The 24979-nt window shown below is 60.0% G+C and carries 26 protein-coding genes; 16 read left to right on the top strand and 10 right to left on the bottom strand.

The genetic code is table 11. The annotated features are described in order from the left end of the window. Positions 1-271: 271 nt before the first annotated feature. The 3 genes from LIX15_RS09835 (at position 272) to LIX15_RS09825 (ending at position 2799) form a co-directional block, all read left to right on the top strand. Positions 272-982: an EthD domain-containing protein gene (locus LIX15_RS09835; RefSeq protein ID WP_227773561.1), complete on the top strand. Its 711-nt coding sequence runs from the start codon at positions 272-274 to the stop codon at positions 980-982. Positions 983-1620: 638 nt separating this feature from the next. Continuing rightward, positions 1621-2220 (top strand): HD domain-containing protein, encoded by a 600-nt coding sequence (locus LIX15_RS09830; RefSeq protein ID WP_227773560.1) that lies wholly within the window; start codon positions 1621-1623, stop codon positions 2218-2220. A 72-nt stretch (positions 2221-2292) separates the two neighbouring features. Then, the gene (locus LIX15_RS09825) at positions 2293-2799 is read left to right on the top strand and encodes a YciE/YciF ferroxidase family protein (RefSeq protein ID WP_227773559.1); all 507 of its coding nucleotides are present in this window, start codon (positions 2293-2295) and stop codon (positions 2797-2799) included. Positions 2800-3020: 221 nt separating this feature from the next. Here LIX15_RS09825 and LIX15_RS09820 read toward each other — a convergent pair whose 3' ends face one another. Both LIX15_RS09820 and LIX15_RS09815 read right to left on the bottom strand, forming a co-directional pair. After that, positions 3021-3986 carry an NAD-dependent epimerase/dehydratase family protein gene (locus LIX15_RS09820; RefSeq protein ID WP_227773558.1) on the bottom strand — a complete coding sequence of 322 codons (966 nt, stop codon included), beginning with the start codon at positions 3984-3986 and terminating at the stop codon, positions 3021-3023. Positions 3987-4077: 91 nt separating this feature from the next. Further along, complete coding sequence (locus tag LIX15_RS09815; RefSeq protein WP_227773557.1) at positions 4078-5799, bottom strand: thiamine pyrophosphate-binding protein; 1722 nt, start codon at positions 5797-5799, stop codon at positions 4078-4080. Positions 5800-5968: 169 nt separating this feature from the next. On the opposite strand from LIX15_RS09815, the gene LIX15_RS09810 reads away from it, so the two are divergent. After that, the gene (locus tag LIX15_RS09810; RefSeq protein ID WP_227773556.1) at positions 5969-7192 is read left to right on the top strand and encodes an MFS transporter; all 1224 of its coding nucleotides are present in this window, start codon (positions 5969-5971) and stop codon (positions 7190-7192) included. Here LIX15_RS09810 and LIX15_RS09805 read toward each other — a convergent pair. Beyond that, a complete protein-coding gene (locus LIX15_RS09805) occupies positions 7163-7873 on the bottom strand; it encodes a helix-turn-helix domain-containing protein (RefSeq protein WP_227773555.1) in 711 nt (236 codons plus the stop codon). The genes LIX15_RS09810 and LIX15_RS09805 overlap by 30 nt on opposite strands. Positions 7874-8070: 197 nt before the next feature. On the opposite strand from LIX15_RS09805, the gene LIX15_RS09800 reads away from it, so the two are divergent. The 6 genes from LIX15_RS09800 (at position 8071) to LIX15_RS09775 (ending at position 14665) form a co-directional block, all read left to right on the top strand. Beyond that, complete coding sequence (locus LIX15_RS09800; protein ID WP_227773554.1) at positions 8071-9696, top strand: ABC transporter substrate-binding protein; 1626 nt, start codon at positions 8071-8073, stop codon at positions 9694-9696. Continuing rightward, on the top strand, positions 9697-10650 hold the full coding sequence (locus LIX15_RS09795) for an ABC transporter permease (RefSeq protein ID WP_227773553.1): 954 nt from the start codon (positions 9697-9699) through the stop codon (positions 10648-10650). It abuts the gene before it with no gap. Next, positions 10647-11645: an ABC transporter permease gene (locus tag LIX15_RS09790; protein ID WP_227773552.1), complete on the top strand. Its 999-nt coding sequence runs from the start codon at positions 10647-10649 to the stop codon at positions 11643-11645. Before LIX15_RS09795 ends, LIX15_RS09790 begins: the two co-directional genes overlap by 4 nt. Further along, the gene (locus LIX15_RS09785; protein WP_227773551.1) at positions 11642-12703 is read left to right on the top strand and encodes an ABC transporter ATP-binding protein; all 1062 of its coding nucleotides are present in this window, start codon (positions 11642-11644) and stop codon (positions 12701-12703) included. Before LIX15_RS09790 ends, LIX15_RS09785 begins: the two co-directional genes overlap by 4 nt. Then, a complete protein-coding gene (locus tag LIX15_RS09780) occupies positions 12700-14019 on the top strand; it encodes an ABC transporter ATP-binding protein (protein WP_227773550.1) in 1320 nt (439 codons plus the stop codon). The genes LIX15_RS09785 and LIX15_RS09780 overlap by 4 nt, the downstream gene beginning before the upstream one ends. Before the next feature lie 124 nt (positions 14020-14143). Beyond that, entirely contained in the window at positions 14144-14665 is a 522-nt protein-coding gene (locus LIX15_RS09775) for a DUF8064 family membrane protein (protein ID WP_227773549.1), read from the top strand. A 211-nt stretch (positions 14666-14876) separates the two neighbouring features. Here the strand turns inward: LIX15_RS09775 and LIX15_RS09770 are convergent, their stop codons facing one another. After that, positions 14877-15536: a DUF1028 domain-containing protein gene (locus tag LIX15_RS09770; RefSeq protein WP_227773548.1), complete on the bottom strand. Its 660-nt coding sequence runs from the start codon at positions 15534-15536 to the stop codon at positions 14877-14879. An 87-nt stretch (positions 15537-15623) separates the two neighbouring features. Here LIX15_RS09770 and LIX15_RS09765 point away from each other — a divergent pair, with 87 nt between their 5' ends. Further along, positions 15624-17294: a gamma-glutamyltransferase family protein gene (locus LIX15_RS09765; RefSeq protein ID WP_227773547.1), complete on the top strand. Its 1671-nt coding sequence runs from the start codon at positions 15624-15626 to the stop codon at positions 17292-17294. A 1-nt stretch (position 17295) separates the two neighbouring features. On the opposite strand, the gene LIX15_RS09760 is transcribed toward LIX15_RS09765, so the two are convergent. The 4 genes from LIX15_RS09760 to LIX15_RS09745 form a co-directional block, all read right to left on the bottom strand. Then, positions 17296-17691 carry a hypothetical protein gene (locus LIX15_RS09760; RefSeq protein WP_227773546.1) on the bottom strand — a complete coding sequence of 132 codons (396 nt, stop codon included), beginning with the start codon at positions 17689-17691 and terminating at the stop codon, positions 17296-17298. 138 nt (positions 17692-17829) lie between these two features. After that, the gene (locus tag LIX15_RS09755; RefSeq protein ID WP_227773545.1) at positions 17830-18081 is read right to left on the bottom strand and encodes a Sec-independent protein translocase subunit TatA/TatB; all 252 of its coding nucleotides are present in this window, start codon (positions 18079-18081) and stop codon (positions 17830-17832) included. 91 nt (positions 18082-18172) lie between these two features. After that, positions 18173-18586, bottom strand: coding sequence for a thioredoxin family protein (locus LIX15_RS09750; protein WP_227773544.1), 414 nt, complete (start codon positions 18584-18586; stop codon positions 18173-18175). 117 nt (positions 18587-18703) lie between these two features. Continuing rightward, on the bottom strand, positions 18704-19354 hold the full coding sequence (locus LIX15_RS09745) for a sporulation protein (RefSeq protein ID WP_227773543.1): 651 nt from the start codon (positions 19352-19354) through the stop codon (positions 18704-18706). Positions 19355-19451: 97 nt separating this feature from the next. Between LIX15_RS09745 and LIX15_RS09740 the strand changes: the two genes are divergently transcribed. Then, the gene (locus tag LIX15_RS09740) at positions 19452-19892 is read left to right on the top strand and encodes a DUF7988 family protein (RefSeq protein ID WP_227773542.1); all 441 of its coding nucleotides are present in this window, start codon (positions 19452-19454) and stop codon (positions 19890-19892) included. A gap of 130 nt (positions 19893-20022) precedes the next feature. Here LIX15_RS09740 and LIX15_RS09735 read toward each other — a convergent pair whose 3' ends face one another. Together LIX15_RS09735 and LIX15_RS09730 are read right to left on the bottom strand one after the other, a co-directional pair. After that, the gene (locus LIX15_RS09735; RefSeq protein WP_227773541.1) at positions 20023-20412 is read right to left on the bottom strand and encodes a DUF7344 domain-containing protein; all 390 of its coding nucleotides are present in this window, start codon (positions 20410-20412) and stop codon (positions 20023-20025) included. A gap of 187 nt (positions 20413-20599) precedes the next feature. Further along, entirely contained in the window at positions 20600-21076 is a 477-nt protein-coding gene (locus tag LIX15_RS09730) for an Lrp/AsnC family transcriptional regulator (RefSeq protein ID WP_227773540.1), read from the bottom strand. A gap of 146 nt (positions 21077-21222) precedes the next feature. Between LIX15_RS09730 and LIX15_RS09725 the strand changes: the two genes are divergently transcribed. The 4 genes from LIX15_RS09725 (at position 21223) to LIX15_RS09710 (ending at position 24975) form a co-directional block, all read left to right on the top strand. Next, positions 21223-22329, top strand: coding sequence for a PQQ-dependent sugar dehydrogenase (locus LIX15_RS09725; RefSeq protein WP_227773539.1), 1107 nt, complete (start codon positions 21223-21225; stop codon positions 22327-22329). Positions 22330-22409: 80 nt separating this feature from the next. Continuing rightward, positions 22410-23090 (top strand): MBL fold metallo-hydrolase, encoded by a 681-nt coding sequence (locus LIX15_RS09720; protein WP_227773538.1) that lies wholly within the window; start codon positions 22410-22412, stop codon positions 23088-23090. Positions 23091-23269: 179 nt separating this feature from the next. Continuing rightward, positions 23270-24235 (top strand): NAD-dependent epimerase/dehydratase family protein, encoded by a 966-nt coding sequence (locus LIX15_RS09715; RefSeq protein ID WP_227773537.1) that lies wholly within the window; start codon positions 23270-23272, stop codon positions 24233-24235. Then, the gene (locus tag LIX15_RS09710; RefSeq protein ID WP_227773536.1) at positions 24232-24975 is read left to right on the top strand and encodes a CPBP family intramembrane glutamic endopeptidase; all 744 of its coding nucleotides are present in this window, start codon (positions 24232-24234) and stop codon (positions 24973-24975) included. The genes LIX15_RS09715 and LIX15_RS09710 overlap by 4 nt, the downstream gene beginning before the upstream one ends. The last annotated feature ends 4 nt before the right edge of the window (positions 24976-24979 follow it).

Genomic DNA, 24979 nt, shown 5'->3' with positions numbered 1-24979 from the left:
GGTGGATAATAAATGATTGTATATAATTGACTGACTGTTTTCATGTGAACAGAATTATCTGATTGTTTTTATTCGGATTTGAATATCTTGAACGTCGGGCGTTCCGCCGTTCTCCGGCCGTTGTTTCTCCTCTCTACGTTACTTTCCTCCACCGGACATCGGAAACGACGGTGTCCGTTTTCCCTATCGACGTTCGCTCCGCCGTCTACGTTCACTTGAATCGACATACTTCGCGTGTTTTATCACACGTCGAATCCTGCCTTCGGGTGGTATGTACAAGCACGTCGCGTTGCTGGTTCGCAAGGACGGGATGACGCACGACGAGTTCGTGGATTACTGGCAGACCAATCACACGAAAATCGCCCGCGAAATCGAAGGCGTCACGAAGTACTCGACCGTCCTCCCCGTCACGCCCGACGCCGCCGAATTCGACGGCCTCGCCGAGCTCTACTTCGAGGATTTGGACGCTCTGCACGACGCGCTGGGGAGCGAAGGCTCGCGTGACTACGATCCGGACAAGGGCAAGGCGAAGGAGGCCCGCGAGGACGTGAACAACTTCCTCGCACTCGAAGAACGCCCGCGATTTATCGGCGAAGTCGTCACGCAGAAAGACGAAGTGGACGGCGACACCGACGGGCTGTACAAACACTCCGCCTTCCTCGTTCGACAGGAGGGCATGTCCCACGAGGAGTTCGTGGACTACTGGCAGACCAATCACACGAAAATCGCCCGCGAAATCGAAGGCGTCACGAAGTACGACACCGTCCTTCCCGTAACCCCTGAGGAGTCCGAGTTCGATGGCATCGCCGAGCTCTACTTCGAGGATTTGGACGCTTTGCACGACGCGCTGGGGAGCGAAGGCTCGCGCGACTACGATCCGGACAAGGGCAAGGCGAAGGAGGCCCGCGAGGACGTGAACAACTTCCTCGCGCTGGAGGATAGGCCGCGGTTTATTGGAAAAGAGATAGTTCAGAAAGAGTAGCAACCGGGTTTTCGTTGATTCGTGTTTTTCTGTGTTGGTGCGTGTGTGGGTTCTCTTTTTGCGTCCGCGGTAGTTACTGACAGCACATGAGCACGACGACGAGGGAGCATTTATCGAGATGCTTGAAAATCTGTCAAAATCTCGGTAGCAAATCACGACTCCACTGAAACCGCTCCGCACCGCGACAGCTACACCCTCCCCAACCGACTGCGCTTCTCAGTCGCTCCGCTCATTGCGATGCCTGCGGGCCACGGCAGCAGGTCAGCAAGACGCGAAGCGTCTTGCAAGTCTCATCCCTCGCGCGGAAACTGGCAGATCCTCGGACGAGGTGTCCTCGGGTCTGCGGACGCACGCGCCAGTGCGTTTGCGAAGATCCACACAACACCACCTAGGTTTCCATGGCGCGCGAAGGCGAACCCCGGTTCGCCCGCGTGACGGATGACTGAGCGACGCAGGAGCGAAGGAATCGGTTGGGGAGGCACGTGGGCGGATGCGGGGCGGTTTCAGTGGAGTCGTGATTTGCTACCGATCCTCTCCCGCAAACACGGTTCTGTAGCACCTTTCCCGATTTCATCGCAATTATCGTCTTTCACCGCGAATGCACGAACCATTAGGTACCGGCCCACAAACAACTGAACATGACCGACACGCCGAACTACCGCGAACAGGTCGAAGACGCTTTTCCCGAACTTCAATCCATCGAGGACGACGAACTACGTACGAAAGTCGTCGAAGCGTGGGTTCTGGGCCTCGAACGCGGCGGATGGAAGGACATCGCGGACATCCCCTACGCGTGGAACATCCACGAGGTGACGAACGTGGAGCACGTGCGCGGGGTGACCCGAATCGCCATGCGGTCGGCGGACGAACAGCGCGAGTTCCACGGGGCCGACCCGGACGAGGACGTCATCATCGCGGCCTGTCTGCTCCACGACATCGGAAAGTGTTACGAGTACGTCGATTTCGTGGACGAAGAAACGTTGCTCGACCCCGACCCGACCTACGCCACCGAGGAAATCCCGCACTCCATTTCGGGGTACGCACTGGCCCACGAGGTTGGCTGTCCCCTCGCGGTTCAGCGCGCAATTCCACACTTCCTCGGCGAAGTGCCCAAACGTACCCTTGAAGCCGAACTGGTCAAAAGCGCGAACTCGGCCAGTTCGAACGCCATCACCCAGTCCGCGATGGGAATCACGCTGAAGGAGTGGGTGAGCGAGTACAGCCAGACGCAGAACTGAAAATTTTTCGCGGTTCCCGTTAGCCACAACGGCTATTGAACGCCCTGTCTCATCCCCGTCGGGGTGAGGGAAATGGAAGTCAATTCACTGCACGACCTGTTCGTGTACGAACTGCAGGGGATGTACGACATCGAGAACAAACTCGTCGGTGCGCTCGACGAACTCGCGACGGAGACGAGCAACCAGGACATCAGTCGTGCGTTCGCGGAGCACCGCGAAGAGACGGAAGAACACGTCACGAGACTCGAAGAGTCATTCCGCGCGCTGGATGAAACTCCCGAACGGCAGGACAACGACGTCGTCAACGGGCTACTCTCCGAGCACGACCAGTTCCAGAGCATCGCCACCAACGAGGACGTTCGGGATATGTTCGCGCTCAACGCCGGAATGAAATCCGAGCGACTGGAAATCACCGGCTACGAGGGGCTGCTAATGCTTGCCGACCAACTCGACTTCGGCACCGACGTAACCGACCCGATCGAGTCGAACGTGAGCGACGAAAAACAGGCCCTGAGCGACCTGCAGGAGTTGGCCGGCGGCTCGAAACTCAAGTCGCTCGTGAGCAGGCTTACCGGATAACCGCTTTCCAACTCGATTTTTCCCGCCGCTCGATGCGTGACGCCGCGATTCCGAATTACCGATTGCTTCTCGGTAGCTCTCCAAACAGCTTTTCACATGGATTTCTGGATAGATTTCCACATAGATTCCCAAGAAATCCCGACTACCCGTCTAAACTTGGAGTTGGTACTCGTTCTTACATTTAGGAAAAACTACAAATCACCCCGAAACGCTCCGACGCTTCAGACCGTATCCAGTCCGTTTTCCTCCCGAAGCACGTTGATGTACTTCCGGAACCCGCTTTCCAAGTCGTACTGCGGTTCGTACCCCAGTTCCTCCCGAATCGCAGTCATGTCGAGTTTCTGGGTCCACGGGAGTTCGCCCTCGTCTGAAACCTCCACATTCGCATTGGGTATGATTTTCTCCACCGTTTCCGCGGCCTCCCGAATCGTCGCCACGGTTCCGCGAACGTTGTACACGCGCTGTTCGATGTCCCGTTCCGGCGCGAAGGCGGCGAGGCGGAACGCCTGTGCGATGTCCTCGACGTGTTGCCAGTCGATGACTTGGTCGCCGTACTCCACGCTAAAGGATTCGCCGAGCGCGGGCTTTTCGACGATGTTGGCGAGGAACGCGGATCCGCCGGTTTCGCGGTAGGGACCGTATGCGACCGTCGGGCGGAGGGCGACGTGCGAGAGGTCGTAATCTTCGAAGTACACCCGCGCTTGGTGTTCGTTGAACTCCTTCGTCGCGCCGTACAGCGTGTCGGGGTAGACGAGGTCGTCTTCAGTAACCCACCCGTCGTCGTATTTCGCTGGTGGGGCGAACACCGCCGCGCTGGATGCCCACGCCACGCGCTCGACTTGGTCAGAAAGGGTTCGCGCCGCCTCGAACACGTTGTTCGTTCCCTGAACGTTCACGTCGATTGCGAGCCGCGGATTCTCGCGCGCCGTGGTCGTGAGGAGCGCCGCGAGGTGGACGATTCGCGTCGCGCCAGTTTCTTTCACCGCACGGATTACGTCGGTCGGGTCGGAGAGGTCGCCGCGGCGGACGTCAACGTCGTCGTCGACGCCGAGTTTCTCCAAAATACGCGTGTCGGTCGAAAGGTCGTATGCGACCACGTCGTGCCCGTGTTCGACGAGGTCTTTTGCCGTGTACGACCCGATGAAGCCTGTCCCGCCAGTGACGAGTACCGTCTCGCGTTGCGCCATGGGTTTTCAGTCTCGGGGTGACAGGAAAAGGTTTTCTTCCCGTTATCGGGCGGTCGTCAGGAATCGCTGGTAAGCGATACGATCTCCCAGATCACTCGTGTAGCCCGCCGACTTCCGCGTAGAAGGACGACTGTAGTTGTTCGGCCATATCCTCCTCGCGGTCGATTCTGGCGTCGATGACGTACGGTAGGTTGCTTTCTTTCCCTCGTTTCAGCGCGTCGGCCAGTTCGTCTGGCGTCGTCGCTCTCGTTCCCTCGGCACCGAAGCCTTCGGCCACTTTCACGAAGTCGGTGTCGTGGAATTCGACACCCGCGATGTCGCCGTCTTCGTCCTGCATCTGGCGCACCATGCCGAGGCTGGTGTCGTTCAGCACGACGAAGGTCGGCGCGACGCCGTATTCGACGGCGACTTCCACGCTGGTCATCGTCATCGTGAATCCGCCGTCGCCCGCGACGCTGATAACGTCCTTGTCGGTCGAGAGCGCGGCGCTCACCGCGGCGGGGGCCGACCAGCCCATTCCGCCGACGCCGCCGCTGCCGAAGTACGTTCGGATTCCGGGCGTCTGCAGGTAGTTCAACAGCCAGAATCGGTTGTTGCCCGAGTCGGCCGTGACGATGGTATCCTCGTCAACCAGCGCCTCGATTTCTTTCACCGCGCGCTGGGGTTTGATGGGTGAAGCGTCGCTGTCGCATTTCTCGGTGAAGAAGGATTCGCGCGCTTTCTTCGCCCGTTCCCGTGCCCAATCGTTTTCCGCGCTTCCGGCGTTTGCCAGTGCTCGAAGACTCTCTTTCGCGTCGCCGATGAGTCCCGCGTCGGCGGGGTACACCCACCCCGCGTTTCGAGTATCGATGTCGGCGTGGATGATGGTCTGTTTCGCTGGGCGGATGAACGACGACGCCTGCCAGTTCGTGTCCATCGGATTCATCCGACACCCGACGACGAGGAGGGTGTCGGCCTCGCTGACGACCTGATTCGCCCCTTCGTGGCCGAACGACCCGATGACGCCAGCCGCGAGGGCGTGGGTCTCCGGAATCGTCGATTTGCCCAGATAGGAAGTTGCGACCACCGCGTCGTAGGTTTCCGCGACGTCCGTCAGTTGATCGTAGGCGTTCGCGGAGTGGACACCGTTTCCGGCGACGATGACGGGGCGCTCCGCGGATTCGAGCGCCTCTTTCGCCTTCGCCACGTCGCCGTCGGTCGGTTTCGACTCCCAGTTTCGAACTTGCTCTTTGCTCTTCCAAACCGGGGGCATTGGGTCGCTCGGAACGTCGTCGGTAATCGCGTTACCGTCCAAAATGACGGCGGTCGGTCCCGACCGGCCCGCCGTCGCGTGCTTGAACGCCAGTTGCACGCTTCGCACGGTTTCGGTCGGCGTTCGCGGGAACCAGTGTTCTTTCGTCACGCCGTCCAGAATTTTCGGCAGCGAGAGGCCGCCGTAATCGCCTCGGGACTGCTGGTACGGTGCGAGCGTCGAGTAATCACCGCGCTCGCTCGCCTCGGTCAGGACGACCATCGGCGAGGAAGCGAGGCGCGCCTCCATCTGTCCGATGACGCCGAGGCTTCCAATCCACGGCCCCTGTCCCGCGAGAACCGCGGGTTTTCCGTGCAATCGGCCGTACATCTCGGCCATGACGCTCCCCTCGCGTTCGTCGCGGGGTCGAACCACGTCCACGTTCGATTCCGGCAGGTCGTCCAACAGTTCGATGACCCGGCCGCCGGGGTAGCCAAAGACGTACTCCACGCCCAGCGATTCGAGTACGGAAACCAGCGATTCGCTCGTCGTCTCCCCGTCGGTGTCGTCAACACCTGTCATGCTAGTCGAAGGCATCCGCTCCCATCTCTTTGTTCTGTCGGTTACTTTCGGCTTGTTCGATTGTTTCGTCCTGTTGGCCCGTTCTCGTTTGCCGCTTTCCGGCGTTCCTCTCAGCACCCCGATTCGATTCGGGCGACCTTTTATAACCGATACCGAACCAACACCAACTGTGAACAGCAACGACCGAACCATCGTCGGACTCGTGATGCTCGCACACGCGATGGTTCACACCTACGAACTTTCCTTTCCCATCTTCCTCACCGTCTGGTTGACGGAGTTCAACGCCACGACGGGGACGTTGGGAATCGTCGTGGGCGTCGGCTACGCGCTGTTCGGACTCGGGGCGCTGCCGGGCGGCGTACTTTCTGATTCCTACGGTTCGCGTAGCCTTATCGTCCTCTGTCTGTTTGGGATGGCCGGGTCGTTTCTCCTGCTCTCGGTAGCGCCAACGCTCCCCGTGGTCGCGTTGGCGCTCTTTCTGTGGGGAATCTCCGCCAGCGTCTACCATCCCGCCGGACTCGCACTGCTCAGCAAAGGCGTCAGCGAACGCGGAAGCGCGTTCGCCTATCACGGAATGGCTGGAAACTTCGGTATCGCCTTCGGTCCGCTGGCCACGACGCTGCTCCTGCTCGTATTCGATTGGCGAACAGTCGTCGGCATCCTCGCCGTTCCGGCGCTCATCGCAGCGTTCCTCGCGTTCCGAACCAATATCGACGAATCCGCGGCGGTCGAAGGACAGGAAACTCGCGCCGACGGCGGCGTCTCCTCCCTCACCGAATTTTTCGGCACATCCAGAACTCTGTTCGCCGGATGGTTCGTCGCCGTCTTCGGCGTCGTCATGATGTCCGGACTGTACTACCGCGGCGTACTGACGTTCCTTCCCGACCTGCTCGGCGAACTGCCGATGTTTGCACCGGTCGATTTCGCAGGCGAATCGCTGGAACCGGCGCGGTATCTCTACGCCGGACTGCTGACGGTCGGCATGGCCGGGCAGTACGTCGGCGGAAAACTGACCGACAGGGTAGAAAACGCCCGCGCAATTGCGGTGTCGTTCGGCCTCTTGGCGGTCATCGCAATCGTCTTCGTGCCCGCCTCCAACGCCGGACTCGCGCCGCTGCTCGCGGTTAGTTTCGTCCTCGGATTCTGCCTGTTCGTCGTCCAACCGCTCTATCAGGCGACCGTCGCGGAGTACACGCCGCCTGAGGCGCGCGGGATTTCCTACGGCTACACCTATCTCGGCGTTTTCGGCGTTGGTGCGCTCGGTGCGACAATCGCCGGTGTCGTCCTCCAGTACTTTTCCCCGACTGTGCTGTTTACCGTCCTCGCCGGGTTCGCTGTTGTGGCGTCCCTGCTTGGCGCGGTTCTAGCGGTTCGTGGACCCAGTGCCAGTTGAGGAAAGATGCTGTCCGACTTCTTCCATCACTTTCCCCTCAGCGCGGGCGAGGTGCTCCCACGCCGTCGTCGAGGCGATACCGACCGTGGCGGCGATGCCCTCGATGCTCGTCTCTTTTTTCGGACGATAGTAGCCGAGTTCGATGGCAGTTCCGAGCACTTCGCGTTGTCTCCGGGTCAGTTCGGAGAGAACACGGGAGAACTCCAACTGCTCTTGTTCTCCCACGTGGTCAACTTCGATGTTCCTAACGAGGTCGGTTTCATTCCCCGCCCGTTCGAGGGAGGCAACGATCTCGTTCAAATCGTCCGTCTCGCCCAGAAACAGCGTCCAGCGCTCCCACCCTGCCGTGATAGTCGCCCCGGTTCGGTAGTGGACGCCCAAGTCGGTTAGCCGCTGTGAGATGCTATCCCACTGATAGCTGTCGATGGTGACGGCGACGAGAACGCGCGGAACGTCGAGCGGGGTCAGCGGGTCTACTTCCAGTACCGCCGGTGCGGCGGCGAAATCGTCGAGAAATCCTTCGATGGACGATTTCGGGCCAGTTATCTCGATGATGCGTTTTCGCTCGGCGGCGCTTCCGGTCATCGAGGAGACGGAGCGAATCGTAATCGTCGGATAGTCGGCACTGATGTCGCTCTCGGGTTCGCCGTGGTGGCGCACTCGGAGCGTCACTTCTCGCATGGCCGTAGTTTACGAAACCGACTGTGGTGAACCTTCGCATTAAACAAGTTAAAAATGTGTCTGGACGTGTTATTGGTGTATTATAATTCATCCGAGAAATTTTGAAAATCCGAATATATCCGGGTATATAACGAAGTGGGTTTGCTTGTGTGTACCAATGTACTATGAGAACTAGTGGCAAAATTTCGGACGAAGACATGAGCGGCCCGGTGGTCGACCGCCGGACGACGATGAAACTCCTCGGCGCGGCGGGAATCACCAGTTTGGCTGGTTGTACCGGAGGCGGCGGCGGAAGCGGTGACGGAAACGGCGACGGAACGACCGGCGCACCCTCCGAAGGACAGCGCGGTGGCCGACTCAGTGCCGGTTGGTTCACCGGCAGTATCGACGTGTTAGACCCCCCGTTCATCAGCGTCGGTCAGTATTTCCAAGTGGCCGCGAACGTGTTCAGCGGCCTCGTCACGCTGAAAAAGGACCTCACGATTCGAGGCGACCTCGCAAAGGACTGGGAGGTCAGTGACGACGGGTCGAAGTTTACGTTCAATCTCCGCGAGGGCGTGAAATTTCACGACGGGTCGGATTTCACCGCCGAGGACGTGAAATACACCATCAACCGGACGATTTCCGAGGAGGCTCCCGCGGCCTCGAAGCTGGAATCGCTCAAGTCGCTGGACGACGACGGCGTCGTCGTCCAAGACGAACACACCGTCGAACTCAATTTCTCGGAACCGATGGCCCCCGCACTCATCTATCTCACGCGGGGTCCCGGACGCGCGGCGACAATCGTCTGCAAGAACGCTATCGAAGAGATGGGTGCGGAAGCCTACAAGGCGAAACCGGTCGGCACGGGGCCGTTCAAGGTAACAGAACATCAAATAGGTTCCGGCGTCACGCTCGACGCCTTTGAGGATTACTTTGAGACGGACAGCGAGGGGAACGCACTTCCCTACTTGGACGGCATCGATATCAAACCAATTCCGGAACCCGCGACGCTCGTGAACGCGCTTCGGAGCGGCGACATCGATTTCGCCAACCTCGTCCCGCTTCAGAACGTGTCGAAAGTGGATCAGGCGAACGGCGTCGAAAAGCTCGACGCGCCGGGTATCAATTGGTACGGGTTCGCCATGAACCAGCGCCGCGATCCGTTCGGATCACAAAAAGCCCGCATGGGTATCGCCAAGTCTATCGACAACGAGGCCTTCGTGGACGCAGCCTACTTCGGCAACGCGCTTCCCGACACCGGGCCAATCAACAAGGCGACCAACTGGGTCTGGCGCGACGACAAACCGACCGACCAGCAGTACGACCCGGAGGCCGGGAAACGGCTCATCAAGGAGGCCGGTGCGGAAGGAGCGTCGTTCCACATCCTGACCGACCAAAGTAGCCTTCGCGGCGCGAAGGCGATGCGCCAGCAGTTGAACAAGGCCGGGTTCGACGTCAACATTGAGCAGGTGACGAGTTCGACCTACTGGGAGCGCTACGAAACCGGCGATTACGACACCACCATCAGCGGCAGCGTCGGCGACCCCGACCCCGATCAGTCGCTCTGGAACTTCTACCGTAAACCGGACGACGGCGGCGTCTGGAACTGGGTGAACTTCGAGAATCAGAAAGCACACGATTTGCTGGCCAAACAGCGCACGGCGCTCGACCGTGAGGAACGCAAGCAGGTGCTTCAGGAGTTAGAAGACCACCTCATCAAGCAGGTTCCGCACGCCTACCTGATGCATCAGGACGATATCGCCGCGAAACGCTCCTCCGTGAAGGGTTTCACCCACATCCCCTTCATGCGTAACTTCCACACGACGTGGGTCGAGGGGTAGATGCGCCAGTACATCGCAAAACGGGTGGTTCACGCTGGCTTCATCATGTGGCTAGTCGCGACCACGGTGTTTTTCGGCCTTCGCATGATTCCGGGCGGGCCGGTTCGAACCATGCTCGGACAAGAAGCGACGCCGCAGGCGGTTGCCGCTCTCCGCGCTGAACTCGGCCTCGATAGGCCGCTGTACATCCAGTATTTCGACTGGTTGCTCGACATGGCCACGCTGAACTTCGGACAGAGCCTCAGCACCGGCCAATCGGTTTCCACGCTCGTCGCACAGGCCGGGCCGAGGACGCTCTCCATCGGCGTCCTCGCCATCGTCGTCGGTCTCGGCGTCGCGGTTCCGACCGGCATCATCAGCGCGACCCGCAAGGGCGAAGGCGTCGATTACGTCGCCACGGTATCTGCCTTTCTCGGCGTCTCCATGCCAGCGTTCTTCGTCGGCATCTTATTGGCGTTGGTGTTTGGCGTCTGGTTTAGCGTGCTTCCAGTGTACGGATACACACCGTTTAGTGAGGGCGTTGTGCCGTGGTTTAAGCGTATCCTACTCCCCGGCATCGCAGTCGGACTTCCCTACGCCGCGGTCGTGATGCGGATGATGCGCTCGTCGCTTCTCGAGGTGCTGAACAAGCCGTACATGCGAACCGCACGCGCGAAAGGCGTCAGCGACCGCGTGATGCTGTACAAACACGCGCTTCAGAACGCGATGATTCCCGTGATTACTGTCGCTGGCATCCAACTCGCGCTGGTGCTCGTCGGTAGCGTTACGGTCGAACTCGTCTTCGGCATCCAAGGCCTCGGGCGTCTGCTCGTGGATTCGATGCTGGACAGGAACTACCCGGTGACGCAGGCGGTCATCCTCATCGTCGCCGCCGTGATGGTGTTCACGAACCTCGCGGTGGATCTCGTCTACACGGTTATCGACCCGCGTATCGGCTACGGAGGCTCCCAATGACGGAACACACCGAACCGGGCGTCGGCCCGAACACGCCCGCCGAATCCGGGCCGTCCGACGTCCCCCCCGAGTATCAGGAAGACGAACAGTACGAAGAGCACAAAACCACCCGCCAACGAGTCGTCGAAGGCGTACTGGGCGACAAGATGGCGCTGTTCGGTGCCATCGTCGTCGTCCTGTTCATCTTCACGGCGGTGTTCGCGCCCTACGTCGCACCCCACGATCCGGAAGCCACCTTCGGCTTCATGCAGGGGCCGAACAGCTATTCGGAAGGGAACTACGACGGAGATTCCAGTATCGACCGCGTCTGGCACCCGCTCGGAACCGATTCGTTCGGCCACGACGTCCTCTCGCGGATGGTGTACGGAGCGCGCGTTTCGCTCCTCGTGGCGCTGGCCACCGTCGCGGTCGCGTTCACGCTCGGCACGTCGATTGGCTTACTCGCCGGATTCTACGGCGGGTGGGTCGATAGCGTCCTGATGCGCTACGTGGACTTCCAGTGGGCGTTTCCCGAACTCATCCTCGGGGTCGGCATCATCGCCCTCTCCGGCGGGTTGGGCGTCACGAACGTCGTCATCGCGATCGGCATCGCGTACATCGACGACTTCGCCCGCCTCGTCAGGGGCGAAGTGCTGTCGCTTCGCGAAGAGGAATACGTCATGGCGGCCCGCGCAATTGGCATGAGCAACCGCAGAATCATGACCCGCGAAATCCTGCCGAACGCCGTCGCGCCGCTCATCGTGCAGGCGACGCTGATGATCCCGCTGGCAATCCTCGCGGAGGCGGGTCTGTCCTTCCTCGGACTCGGCGTCAAGCCGACGACTCCGACGTGGGGACTGCTCCTCTCGGACGGCCGCCAGTTCATCGACCAAGCGTGGTGGATTAGCGTCATGCCGGGCTTCGCAATCATGCTGACGGTGCTCGCCTTCAACATGCTCGGCGACGGCCTGCGCGACGTGTTCGACGTGAGCGAAGGGGAGGTCGAGAACAGATGAGCCTCCTCGAAGTCCAAAACCTTCACACGCGCTTCCCGACGCCGAGAGGCACGGTTGACGCCGTCAACGAGGTAGACCTGCGGATCGAATCCGGCGAAATCGTCGGCCTCGTCGGCGAGTCCGGTTCGGGAAAAAGCGTCCTCGCCGACACCATAATGGGAATCGTGGAGGAACCGGGCGAAATCGCGGGCGGCGACATCCGACTTCACGGCGATTCGCTGCTCGATTTACCCGAATCGGAGCGCCGCAAAATCCGCGGCGGATCGATTTCGATGGTGTTCCAAGACCCGATGAACAGCCTCAACCCGACGCTGACCGTCGGCGAACAGATCGCTGAGATGGTTCGGCTCCACCAACCGGTCGGCGAGTCGATTCGCCTCCCCGCCGAACTCAAGCGCAAACTTATCGGCTCGGCGAAAAACAGCGAAGCGTGGCGGAAAGCCATCGAAATGCTGGAAAGCGTCGAGATTCCAGAACCGGAAAGCCGGGCGACGGACTTCCCCCACGAGTTCTCCGGCGGAATGCGCCAGCGTGCGATGATCGCGATGGCGCTCGCCGCGGAACCCGACCTGCTCATCTGCGACGAACCGACGACGGCGCTCGACGTGACGATCCAGGCGCAAATCCTGGACGAACTCCGGGATTTGAAGGATGCCTTCGACACGGCCATCCTGCTCATCACGCACGATCTCGCCGTCGTCGCGGAGGTCTGTGACCGCGTGAACGTGATGTACGCCGGCCAGATCGTGGAGCGAGCGGAGACGAACGAATTATTCCGAAACCCTCAGCATCCCTACACACAGGGATTGATTGCGAGCACGCCCCGGCTCGACGCGCCGACGGAGGCACTGCAACCGATCGAGGGGAACGTTCCCGACCTCATCGACATTCAATTTGCGTGTCACTTTGCACCGCGCTGTCCGGAGGCGACGCGGGAGTGCTACGAAATCAAACCGGATTTCAGACCGGTCGGCGAGTCGGCGGAGAACGGAACGCAAACCGACGAGAACCACGTCGCGGCGTGTCTCCGACGCGGATCACAGGAGGAGCGAATATGAGCATGCAGACGACGAAATCCGAGAAACGAACCGGAAGCGAACCGCTCCTGACCGTGCGCGGACTGAAAAAGTACTTCGACCAGTCCAACGGCGTCCTCGACAGATTGGTCGGGGATACCGGCCACGTCCGGGCAGTCGATGGCGTCGACCTCACGGTTCACGAGGGCGAAACGCTCGCAATCGTCGGCGAATCGGGATGCGGAAAGAGTACCCTCGGTCGGACGGTTCTCAACCTCCATGACGCAACCGCGGGGTCGGTAACGTACCACGGCGAGGACATCACCGAACTGTCGGCGGGCGAGATGCGCCCACACCGCCGGAACCTCCAGATGATATTCCAAGACCCGCTGGCGTCGCTGAACCCGCGCCAGACGGTCGGCGAAATCCTCACCGCCCCGATGGAGGTTCACGGAATCGGGGCGGACGGCGAGGAGCGACTGGAGCGCGCGAAAGAACTCCTTGAGCGAGTCGGACTGAAACCGGCGCACATCGAACGCTATCCGAACCAGTTTTCTGGCGGTCAGCAACAGCGCGTCGGCATCGCCCGCGCGCTCTCGCTGGAACCCGAACTCATCATCGCGGACGAACCGGTGTCCGCGCTCGACGTGTCCGTGCAGGCCCAGATTCTCAATTTGCTCGACGAACTGCAGGACGAGTTCGGGTTGTCGCTGGTCTTCATCGCCCACAACCTGAGCGTGGTCCGCCACGTCGCAGACCGCGTCGCGGTGATGTATCTGGGTCAGATAGTGGAAACCGCGCCCGTTGCGGAACTGTACGACAACCCGCAACATCCCTACACGAAATCGCTGCTGTCGGCGGTGCCACGAATCGACCCCGGCGACCGCGACGAGCGAATTATCCTCGAAGGGACGGTTCCCTCGCCGTTGAATCCCCCCACGGGATGTCGATTCCACACGCGCTGTCCGATGGTAATTCCGCCGGACGACTGGAGCGGAAGCGAAGAGGATTTCCGGAGTGCGTTCACGTTCCGAAATCGCGTCCTGTCGGGCGAACTCGATCCCGACGCGGCGAAGACCCGACTTTCGGCGGAGGGGAGAAACACCGGCGACGAAACTGTCGCATCGTATCTCGTCGAGCAGTTGCTTCCCTGCGACCCGGTTAATTTGCCACCCAACGCGGAGGAAGCCGTTTGGGAGGCCGCAACCGCGCTGGCGACCGAACGGCGCGAACACGCGGAAGAGCTGGTGTCCGCGGCGTTTCCCTCGCCTTGCGAGCAGGAAACGCCGCGGACAGTGGAAGCGAGCGAGGATCACGTCGCGGCCTGTCATCGCGTCGAGTCCGGCGGCGGTTCGTAGTCGGTTTTCCGAATTGACGGAGTGCTCGACGGCACTTTTAGAAACACGATATTTAACGTTCTCACCGGTGTTATATCGGTGCGATATCGCCCTCTCGTCGCCTTCCGAAGCGAGTTCGCTTCACGTGGCCGCCGTCGGGTTTACGCTCGTGGTCGTCGGACTGACCGCGGTCGCAACGCCCGGTTTGCCGTTTTTGGCGGTGCTCGCACTTGCGGAACTGAATTTCGTCGCAAACTGCGTCGGTGCGGTTCGAGAACACGCGCTGTATCACGCCGTGAACACGCTCTTGGTTGCTGTGCTGTTCTCCTTCTCGTATCTGACTAGACGATCTCCGGTGGCGTTTCCCTTCGTCCTCGCAGCTCTCTTTGTCCTCGGATTCGGCGTCGAGTTGTACAACTACCGCCACGGAACCTCGTACCTGCGAATCGATTTCTACCGTTCGTTACTCCTCCGACCCGGTCGATTCCGCCTTGTCTTCCAACGAAACGACAGTCCCCCCGCACTCCGGACACTCCGATTTGGTCACGTAGAACCGCTTTTCGCAGTTCTCACACTCGTAGTTCGCCTCCTCGGCCGCCACGGCCTCGGAGGTTTTCTTGAACTCCTCGACTTTTCGACCGAGATTTTTGAACAGGCTCATCGCTAACACCCGAAAAGAAGCGTATCTACGGGATAAGTCTTGGGTGAAAATATCTCGTTTAACCGGCTTGCTTCGAAAAGCGTTGCTTGCAACTAAAACGCGTATCGGCGCCAGCCCCACCGACCCGAAAAGCGGCCCCTGTGGTGCAGTTCGCTGCCGGCGACGAGAGATTGGTAACGGCACGAGCGTACGAATTTGGTGTTCCGACGGGCGATTTTCAGTCGAAAATTCGTTCCTTCGAGGATTCGCTGAATCCATCGCTCGCCGATTTTGCCGTCTCGTATACACGTCTGAGTTCCGCAATCGGTTCGTCGTGCGCATCGACGCGCAAATCGTGGTGTGCCGTCGTTTGCGGCGCTTTTACCATCACCGCCGCGGAGGTGTGACCGCGTTTGTCGCCGCCCGCTTCCTTTCCGGCGGTCAGTGCGTCGATGAGTTGAGAAACGAGGTCGTCGCTCCCGTCCTCGCTCTCTCTGAAAGTTTCGACCAGTGCGTCAAGCGTTTCCTCGCCGACGAGCATGTTTCCGGCGACCGTGAGGCCGAGTTCCTCGTGAACCTGATGGCCGAACCATCCGTCACAGCCATCGCCGGAGTACGCGAAAGCGTTCCCCCGTGCGTCGAGTCCGTGAACCTGCCGGAGGTCGCTGTGGTCGTCCTGAGCGAGCAATCCCTCCAGCGCGTCGTTTACCGCGATATCCGGAAGGAGCGCGATGCCGCGCCGCCCGAGTCGCACGTTGACGAAGCTCTGCGTGCTGACGACCCCGTCGTGGCTGATGCAGGGTGCGAGCGCTCCCACTGCCGGTGCGTCGGTCGAAACGGCGACCCCGAAACTGGTTCCATCGTCGGATTCCTCGCGGACGCAAATCGAGAACGTCATACGATTTCGAACGCACCAGCGACTCCTAAGCCCGCCCCCGAAACTATTTGGTGGGTGCTTTAGGGCGACTTCCGAGTATGGCATGGTATGACGAAACCAGATTTAGATCGGTTCACGTCTCGACGTTCTACCGTCTACGCGCCGAACGGGATCGTAGCGACGAGCCAACCGCTCGCGGCGCAAGCAGGCGTTTCGATTCTTCGGGAGGGGGGCAACGCGTTCGACGCCGCGGTCGCCACCGCCGCGGCGCTCAACGTGGTCGAACCGACGAGCACCGGGCTCGGGGGCGACGTATTCGCGCTGTACCGAACCGCCGATGGCGAAGTGGGCGCGATGCGAAGTTGCGGCGGTGCGCCCGCCGACGCGACCATCGAAAATGTTCGCTCCGCCATCGAAGCCCGCGACGACCCGTCGGAGTGGTATCCCGAAAACCGCGGCTATGCCGTTGATGAAATGGACGACACCGACGACCTCGGAATGCCGTTTCTCGGCCCGCACGCGGTAACAGTCCCCGGAACAGCGCGGGGGTGGGAGGTCACCGTAAAAGAACTCGGAACCCTCTCGCTCGGCGATACGCTCCAACCCGCCATCGACTACGCAATCGGTGGCTATCCCGTCTCGGAAGTCATCGCATCTCATTGGACTGGCGCGGAGAGCCTCTTCACGTCCGACCACGCGCGGGAAGCCTACCTGAATGGCGGCGAGGCTCCCGGCGTCGGCGAAACGATGACGCTGCCCCGCCTCGGCGAGAGTCTCCGACGAATCGCGGAAGAGGGCGCGGACGTGTTGTACGAGGGCGACATCGCCGAGAAAATTGCGAATGAGATTCAATCGCAGGGCGGATTTCTAACGGTTAACGATCTCGCAGAGTTCGAACCCGAATTTATCGACCCGGTTTCGACGACCTACCGCGGGGCAGAGATTTTCGAACTTCCGCCCAACAATCAGGGCCTCATCGCCCTCGAAGCGCTCAACATCGCCGAGGAAATCGGCGCTGGCGACCATTCCCTCGACTCGCCCGAGCGCGTTCACTACTTCGCTGAGGCGATGAAACTCGCCTTCCACGACGGCCACCGATACATCACCGACCCCGAATACGAAGAAATTCCGCCGCTCGCCTCCGACTCGTGGGCGAAAAAGCGAGCCGAACGCATTGGAATCGACGCAAATCACGACGTCTCTTTCGGCGTTCCGGACGCCCACGCGGAGGACGCGGACACCGTCCTGCTCTGCGTCGCGGACGACGAGGGTAACGTCGTTTCCTACATCAACTCCCGATTCGCCGGATTTGGGTCGGGACTGGTCGCTGGCGACACCGGAATCGCGCTCCAAAATCGCGGCGCGTCGTTTTCGCTCGACCCCGACCACCCGAACTGTCTCGAACCCGGAAAGCGACCGTTCCACACGCTCGTTCCCGCACTCGCCAACTTCGGCGAGGACGACTGGGCCGCGTTCGGCGTGATGGGTGGCTACATGCAACCGCAGGGTCACGCGCAGGTCATCTCCAACATCGTGGATTACGACATGCCGCTACAGGCCGCGCTTGACTACCCGCGTTGGCGTTATCGGGAGGAGGGAACGCTCGCCGTGGAAGGGCGCACCGACGGTAATCTCTCCTCGAAACTCGTCCGGAAAGGTCACGACGTGCGCGTGCTTCCGCCGTCGCTCTTCGGCGGTGCGCAAATCGTACGAAACGAAAACGGCGTGCTTTCTGGCGCGACCGAACCGCGAAAAGACGGTGCTGCGATCGGGTACTGAGTTACGCTTCGTCGTCCGTGTCGTTCGATTCCGAATCTTCGTCCGCCGCGGAACTGTCCGACTCTTCGCTTTCGTCTTCTTCCTCGTCTTCCGTCTGGGCTTCGATTTCCTTTTCGGCTTCGTCCTCTTCGACGTCCCACTCTTCGTCCGTGTCCTCGTCTTCGTCCGCCGCGGAACTGTTGTCCATGTCCTCGATTTCTATCTCCATCGGCCCGCCGCTCCGTCCCAGCTCGCCGAGTTCCTCGTGTAGATTTGGCTTGCTGCCCTTACTCTTCGCGAAGAGATAGCCCGCGATGAACGAAAATCCGAGTAACAAAAGCATTTTGAGTCCCGACCCCGACTGCGCTGAACTCCCGTTCGATTCCTCGCCGTCTGCCTCTGTCGTGGCGTCAGCCATACTGTTCCGTTTGCGGGTGAGTGCCTTTTCCGTTGTGGTCGGTCGGCGAGGTTGCCGTCTTCGTACGGTCGTCACTCACCGTCGAACGTCCTCGAAAAACACCGTCGGGCCGGGTGTTCCCGGTCCCCCCGTATCCGTTTAAACGTCCGCGTCCGCTTCGACAGCCGTGTCGTTTTTCGTCTCGGTCGTCGTGTCGGACTCCTGCATCTCGCGGAGTTCGGTTTCGACTTCCTGTCGCCCTTTCTTGAACTCACCCATCGCTTCGCCCGTCGAGCGTGCGAGTTTTGGAATCTTGTTAGCACCGAATAGGAGGACTGCGATGAGCAGAATCACCGCGAGCTCCATCCCACCGGGAATCGGCCCGAACAGCGGAATCGTTTCAACTACCATCTGTGATAAACAATCACGTGCGGTTATTTATAGGCTTTTTGCCTACGTTAGATAATAACACACATATTGGCGGGCGCGGGAAATCGGGTATTCAGCTCGCGGTTTCTTCTACGAACGCAACCACTGCGTCGGTTCCCCGAAAGCCGTCGGCCATCCGCCCGACGAGGTTGCCATCCTCGAACAGAAGGAGCGTCGGAACGCTCCGTATATTGTATCTTTCCACCAGCGAGAGGTCGTTTCCAGGGTTGACCATCACGACCGTCGCGTCGGTCGCGCGGGCCACGTTGCCGACCACCGGTTCGATGGCCTGACAGAGGGTACAGCCGTTCGTATAACAATCGACCAGCACGAGGCCGTGGGCGGCGATAACCTCGTGGAGTTTGTCGGCGTTTTCCACTCGAAGCGGTTTTTCGGGGTTATCGCTCACGCTCGCAGGGACGGAGCGACCGCACTTGTCGCGTTCGTTTTCGAGACTGCCGCCGCCGTTTCCTCCGTTGGCGGTCATTTTCGGCGAATCTGGAGTGATACGAAATCGAGCGACTCAGGCGTGTCGCTCGATTTCGGTGCAGAGTTTCGATTCCATCCGACTCGCGCTCTCGTTCGTGAACGAAAGCTGTGTCCATCACTCGTCCATGTCCGCCATTTCGGAGAGGAGGCCGCCGCGACGGTCGATTTCTAGTTTCACTTCGAGCCTACCCTCGGTTTCCGTCGGAACGACTTCGAGTTCATCGAGTTTGCCGGAAAACGGGCCAGAGCGGGAAACGAACTCCAGCTCCTGAACGAACGCGCCCGAGAAAATGCTTCCCGGCGCCTTCTCGCACTCGGCGGTTCGGAGCGTGAAGCCGAGCAAATCGAGCGCGTCGAGGAACGTCGAAAGCTGTGGCCCCGGTTCGATTTGCACCGGGTCTTCGTCGTCGGGGTCAACCGCCCAGTCGATGTCGAGACCGGTTTCGAGCCAGACGTTCGTCCGACCGACCGTCACAGGGGTATCGACGGGCACGTCGATGGTAATCGGAAAGGTCTTTTCCTCGTCCGGGCCGATGGTGAACGGGTCGGCGACTTGGAACTTGTCGATGACGCCGGTTCGAGTGCTGTCGTCGGTTTTGTACCGAGTCAGCAGGGCGAAGTAGATCGCATCGACTTCCTGTTCCGCCGAGCCGCCTTCAACGTGGACTTCGGCTTCGACCGACTCACCGGCGGTGAGCGTCGTTTTGGGGAGGACCGTATCGACGCGAGCGGAACCGACTCCAACGCGGGAGAGAATTCGTTTCATTACATCGGCATTTCTGTCTATTTTCGGTATAAGTTTTCCTGATGCAGATAGCTATCGTCCGACACGGCTTTGTACTCCTGTGGCGCGTTCTCGAACAATGGTCGACCCGGAAATTGCCGTCCGAAAATACATCCTCGCGGAGCACGCGGAAACTGTCACGTTTCTCCTCCGCTGTGCGGATCGGGTCGCCGAGTCGTGGAACGACGAGGTGACTCCCGACCAAACGAGTGCGACAACCGACCCGAAGATGGTCGTAAAACCGTTTTCGCGCGAACTCCGCAAGGTTGGAATCGTAGCGACGTTCCCGACGATTCTCTCCGGGGCGGTATCCGCCGCCGAGTTCTCGATGCAAGCCAAACCGGTTCCCGCGCCGCCATACGTCGCCCTGACCAGTCGCGGGCCGGTTCTTCGGGCGACGGTTTCGGCAGGTCGATTAGTGATTTCGTTTCGCGTATTCGACGTAATCCGTAACGGTCGCACTCGGTACGTTCGCGGCGCGAGCGACCCGGAAACCGTGGTTTCGGCCGAACTCAAGTAGTTCGGTCGTCTGGACGGGTGCGACTATGTGTATATGTGTGTGACCGATTCCGGTAAGTATCAGTTACAACAGGCTTCGCTCTCGTCTCAAACAACTTTTCGTCAGGAAATTCTTCTAATTCACCTCAGCGTTACGCCGACTCTCCATTTTTCAGTTCGCCATCCGAAACGGCGGACAGAGCGTCCGTCATTCGCTCGGAATTTTTCCCCAACCCCACCAATTCTCGCTCCCGTTCGAACTTCACAACCCCAGCGTCCGCTAACCGCGGAATATGATTGTGATAGAGGCTCGAGTAGATTCGCAGTACTTCGTCCTCGTCAACTTTCGGCATCGAAGTGCCGTTTTCGCGTACCGTAACTTCCTTGGCTAAATCCGCTAGTGCGAGCGTCTGTTCGTTTTCCAGCAAGGAGTCGATGACCAGACGACGGCGTTGCTCAGTGAGAAGATTCAACGCCGTGGTCATCGATAGCTCGTCGGGTGGTTTGTTCGTCTGACTTCCATTTCGGGAATGCGCAACCATAGGTGTACTAACGACCCCTATCAGCAAAAGCTCGTTGCGGAATCCCCACTATGGGTCCTGCGGATACAACACCCATCGGACGATGCTGTACCAATTTTCCGTAACTCGTCGCCGCCGACCCGTTCCGTTTTTGCTGGCTGTTCGACGTGCGACACATCCGGTTGCACGGGTGCATTTTCGAAGACGGTCACCCCTCCGTCACATCTTTTCCGAAGTGGTCGAACGGTTGTACGCGTTCGGTTTTCACGATGTTGGTGCTTACGATGTCCAACCCCAGATCGTGCACCTGCTCGCTGATAGAATCCACCGTGCCGGAGTCCACGGCCACCGCTTCGATGTGTATGTTCTCCGTTCCGGTCAGCAGTTCTCTGATGGTGACGACGCCATCGATTCCCATCACCTCGTCGGCGAGCGCCGAACGTTCGTCGGGAGGTGCGCGACAGACGATGAGAACGTGCAACTGGAAGTTCGCTATCTCGTAGTCGATGTCCGGATTGTACCCCCGGATGACTCCCACCTCCTCCAACCGCTCGATGCGATTTCGGACGGTGCTTGCCGACACGCCGACTTTCTCTCCCATTCCCGCGGCGGTACTCTTCCTCGCATCGTTTTGAAGCGCGTGCAGTATTCCCCTATCAACGTCATCGAGCTGAATCGGTTCCATGCGCACAGCGTAGGTGGGTTTCACGGAAGAGGATTGCGCGGGTTGGGCAGGGGGAATCCCTTTTCTCGTTCGACATAATATCCATAAATAGAAGTAAAAATTAATGGCCAAAAATTTAATTCCGACTAGCCGTATTAATTCTCTTCGTGCCAAACAATACCAGACGTCAAGTTCTCGCCAGCGCGGGTGTCCTCCTTTCGGTCGGTGTCGTAACCGGTGACACGACCTCCCAAGGACACCCTAAATCGACTTCCCGAACTTCCCTCTCAAATAAAGGAGACAGTCAGTTCGCCCAGCAAACATCCGCAGTCGAGGCTGTCGCTACCGACCTCGAAGTTCCGTGGGGAACCGACTTCGCTCCCGACGGGACGTTTTATTTCACCGAGCGAACCGGCCGAGTCAATCGACTCAGCTCCGACGGCGTCGAAATCCTCGCCGAAATCGACGACACGAACGTCGTCGGTGAAGGGGGGTTGCTCGGACTCGCGCTCCATCCGGAGTTCCCGACCACGCCGTCCGTGTATCTCTTCCAAACGCACGAAGACGGTGGTATTTCACAGCGTATACTGCGCTACCGTCTCGCTGACGGCGAACTCGAACGCGAAGCCGTGATCTTTGACGGTATTCCCGGCGCACAGCGACACACGGGCGGGCGTCTCGCCTTCGGGCCGGACGGCTATCTCTACGCGACGGTCGGCGACGCCGACGAACCAGAGATGGCCCAGAACCCGGAGACGCTTCACGGCTCGATTCTACGACTCGAAGCCGACGGGTCGGTTCCCGACTGCGAGCGAGCGGTGTTGAGCTACGGCCACCGCAACCCCGAAGGACTCGCGTTCCATCAGGAAACCGGAGTCCTGTACGGCACCGAACACGGCCCCGACACGGATGACGAAATAAACCGTATCGAAGCGGGGAACAACTACGGCTGGCCAGTCGTCACTGGCGAAAGCGACGACCCGGCGTTCACCGACCCACTCGCGTCGTACACCCCGACCATCGCTCCCGCGAGCGCCGCGTTTTACGACGGTGCGTTCTACTTCGGAACGCTCGCGGGCGAACACCTGCATCGAGTTACGTTCGGTTCCGACGGGCGAACCGTCGAGTCCGACGAACGATTGTTCGAGGGCGAGTTCGGTCGCCTTCGAAGCGTCATCACCGGCCCTGACGGTCTTTACTTCGCTACAAGCAACCGAGACGGACGGGGGTCGCCAGCGGACGAAGACGATAGAATCCTCCGGTGGACGCCCTAAGTCGATTTAGCACAACGCTTTGAGGTGCTTCCTGCGATTCCGACTTCAGGTGTTAAGTTTCCCTCCGCCGTATCCGACGTATGGCGAAGGAACTCGCGACGGGGGTCTGGTTGCTCGAACTCGGCTTCCCCCTCTTCGGTGCGAACGCCTTTCTCGTGGACGACGGCGGGGTGACGCTCGTGGATGCGGGTCTGCCGTGGTTCGGCGTGCGCCGTGAACTCCGCGACGCGGGCTACGAAGTCGCAAATATCGACCGCGTACTGGTCACTCACTACGACATCGACCACGTCGGCGGCCTTCGAAACCTCCCCGACCTCGACGCGCCGGTGTTCGTCGGTCAGCGAGATGCCGACCTGCTGTCGGGGGTCTACGACCCGCCGTTCTTTCACCACAAGGGAGCGTTTCACCGCCTTGCCCGCGTACTCGTTCCGATTCCGGAACGGTTCGAAATACTGCCATTGGAAGACGGCGCGCAGCTCGGCGCGTTCACGGCCTACCACACGCCCGGCCACAATCCGGGCCACACCGCCTACGTTCACGACGGCCTCGGCGTCGGCTTGGTCGGCGACCTCGTCTGGGAACGCGACGGTGCGCTAACGCCGCCGAAGTGGTGGGATTCCTACGACACCCGCGAGATGCGGCGGAGCATCCGCCGATTTGCCGGATTGGTTCCGGCCATCGACGTGCTCTGTATGGGGCACGGAACGCCGATTCTGCGCGGCGGTTCGGACGCACTTTCGAGTCTCGTCCGTCGGCTGTAGCGAATCGCTTCGAAAAATGTAACGAGTCGTTTCGATTTACATTTAGAACGAATTTTTGGTGACTAAAATACCGATTTGAGCGTTCGTTGTCGCAGAATCGAAAAGCCCCATCCAAAAATAACAAATTACTTACACAAAGGTCACTACCCTCGAACCCGAATCGTACCCCGGAGAGTTGAATGGGGGTACGATATCTCGTCACAGGGGCGACCGGTGCATTGGGGGGCGCCGTCGTCGAACGACTGCTCGAATCGAACCCGGACGACCGAATCCGCGTTTTCGTCCGGAGCAAACGACGCTTTCGCGAGCGATTTCCGAATCCTCGCATCGAAATCGTCCGGGGGAACATCCTCATCCCGTTCAACGTTCGTCGAGCGGTACGAAACGTGGACGTGGTTTTTCACTGCATTAACTTCCCGCTCATGAACTACTATCACACCCTCGAATCGGCGCGTCTCCTAGTCGCCGTAATTGGAGATTCCCACACGCACGTCGTGTATCCCGGCAATACGTGGGTATTTGAGATTCAAGAACCCAGGTCAGGGAAACCACCGATTTCGCCCGAGACGACCATCGATCCGCCGTCTCGCGTGGCGAGAATTAAAGCCGAAGCCGACGCCGCACTGTCTCGTGCGCCGTTTCCCACGACGGTTGTTCATCTGCCGGATTTCTACGGCCCTGGCGTGACCAACGACCTCGTGCGTCCGCTGTTCGACCGACCCATCGCGGGGAAAAACGTCCTTTTTCCCGCACCTGTGGACGTGCCTCACGAATTCGTCTTCATCGAGGACGCGGCCCGCGCGTTGACTTCCGTGGCCGATTCACCCGGCGACCAATCGGCGGACTCGCGGGACGGCCGCCGATTCACGGTCGGAACGGAACCGACGACGGTTAACGCCTTCACCCGAAACGTCTACGATATGGCTGAAACGAACGGACGAATCAGAGGACTCCCGGCGTGGATGCTTCGGGGCGGCGCCCTGTTCAGCGAGCGAGTCGAGGTCGTTCGCGAAATCCTCCACGTCTTCACGCACGACACGACGATGACCGGGGATGTGATTCGCGAAGCGGTCGGATTCGAACCGCGAACCGATTACGAGGACGGTATCCGTCGAACCGTCGCGTGGTTTGAGGGGGCACGATGATGGAGCTGTGGAATCGACGTTCACGGGCACTGTTCGCCGCCGTCGGCCTCGGATTCGGTGGCTATGCGTTCGCAGTCATCCTCGTCTTACTCGCCGCGGGCGCGCTCCTCGCGCTCGGTGTTCCGGTTCTCGACCGCCCCTCGCTCACGGTGGCCGTTTCGATAGTCATGGGGCAGGGCGTCGCCTTCGGCCTGTTCGCGCTAGCGTATCTGCGATACACCGGTAGAGGGTTCGACTACATCAAGGTTCGCGTTCCGAATCTCAACGATTTCGGTTGGACCGTCGGTGGCTTCGTCGTCTTCTACGGCGGCCTCATCGCGGTGTCGGTCGTCCTCACAACGTTCGGCATCCAGTCGGCGCAGAACGAAATCGCCACGCTCGGGGAACAAGACCCGCGGGTCTTTCTTCTCCTGATTCCGCTCTCGTTCCTGCTCATCGGCCCGGGTGAGGAACTGCTCTATCGCGGAGTCGTTCAGGAACGACTCCGTGAATCGTTCGGTCGCTGGCCCGCCATCGCGCTGGCGAGTCTCATCTTCGCGTTCGTTCACGTCTTTTCACTGCAGGGTCAAGATACCGGTATCATCGTTTATCTCGGTATCCTCTTCGTTCTCTCGCCGATTCTCGGGGCAGCCTACGAATACACCAGAAACCTCGTCGTTCCAGCCTTGATTCACGGGGCGTTCAACGCCCTCCAGTTCGGACTGGCGTATCTGATGATGACCGGGCAGCTCCCCTCCTAATTTA

Source organism: Haladaptatus pallidirubidus (assembly GCF_020700235.1).
Classification (GTDB): Archaea; Halobacteriota; Halobacteria; order Halobacteriales; family Haladaptataceae; genus Haladaptatus; species Haladaptatus pallidirubidus.
The sequence above is the reverse complement of the archived record's forward strand: the minus strand, read 5'-3'. Positions and strand labels throughout refer to the sequence as shown.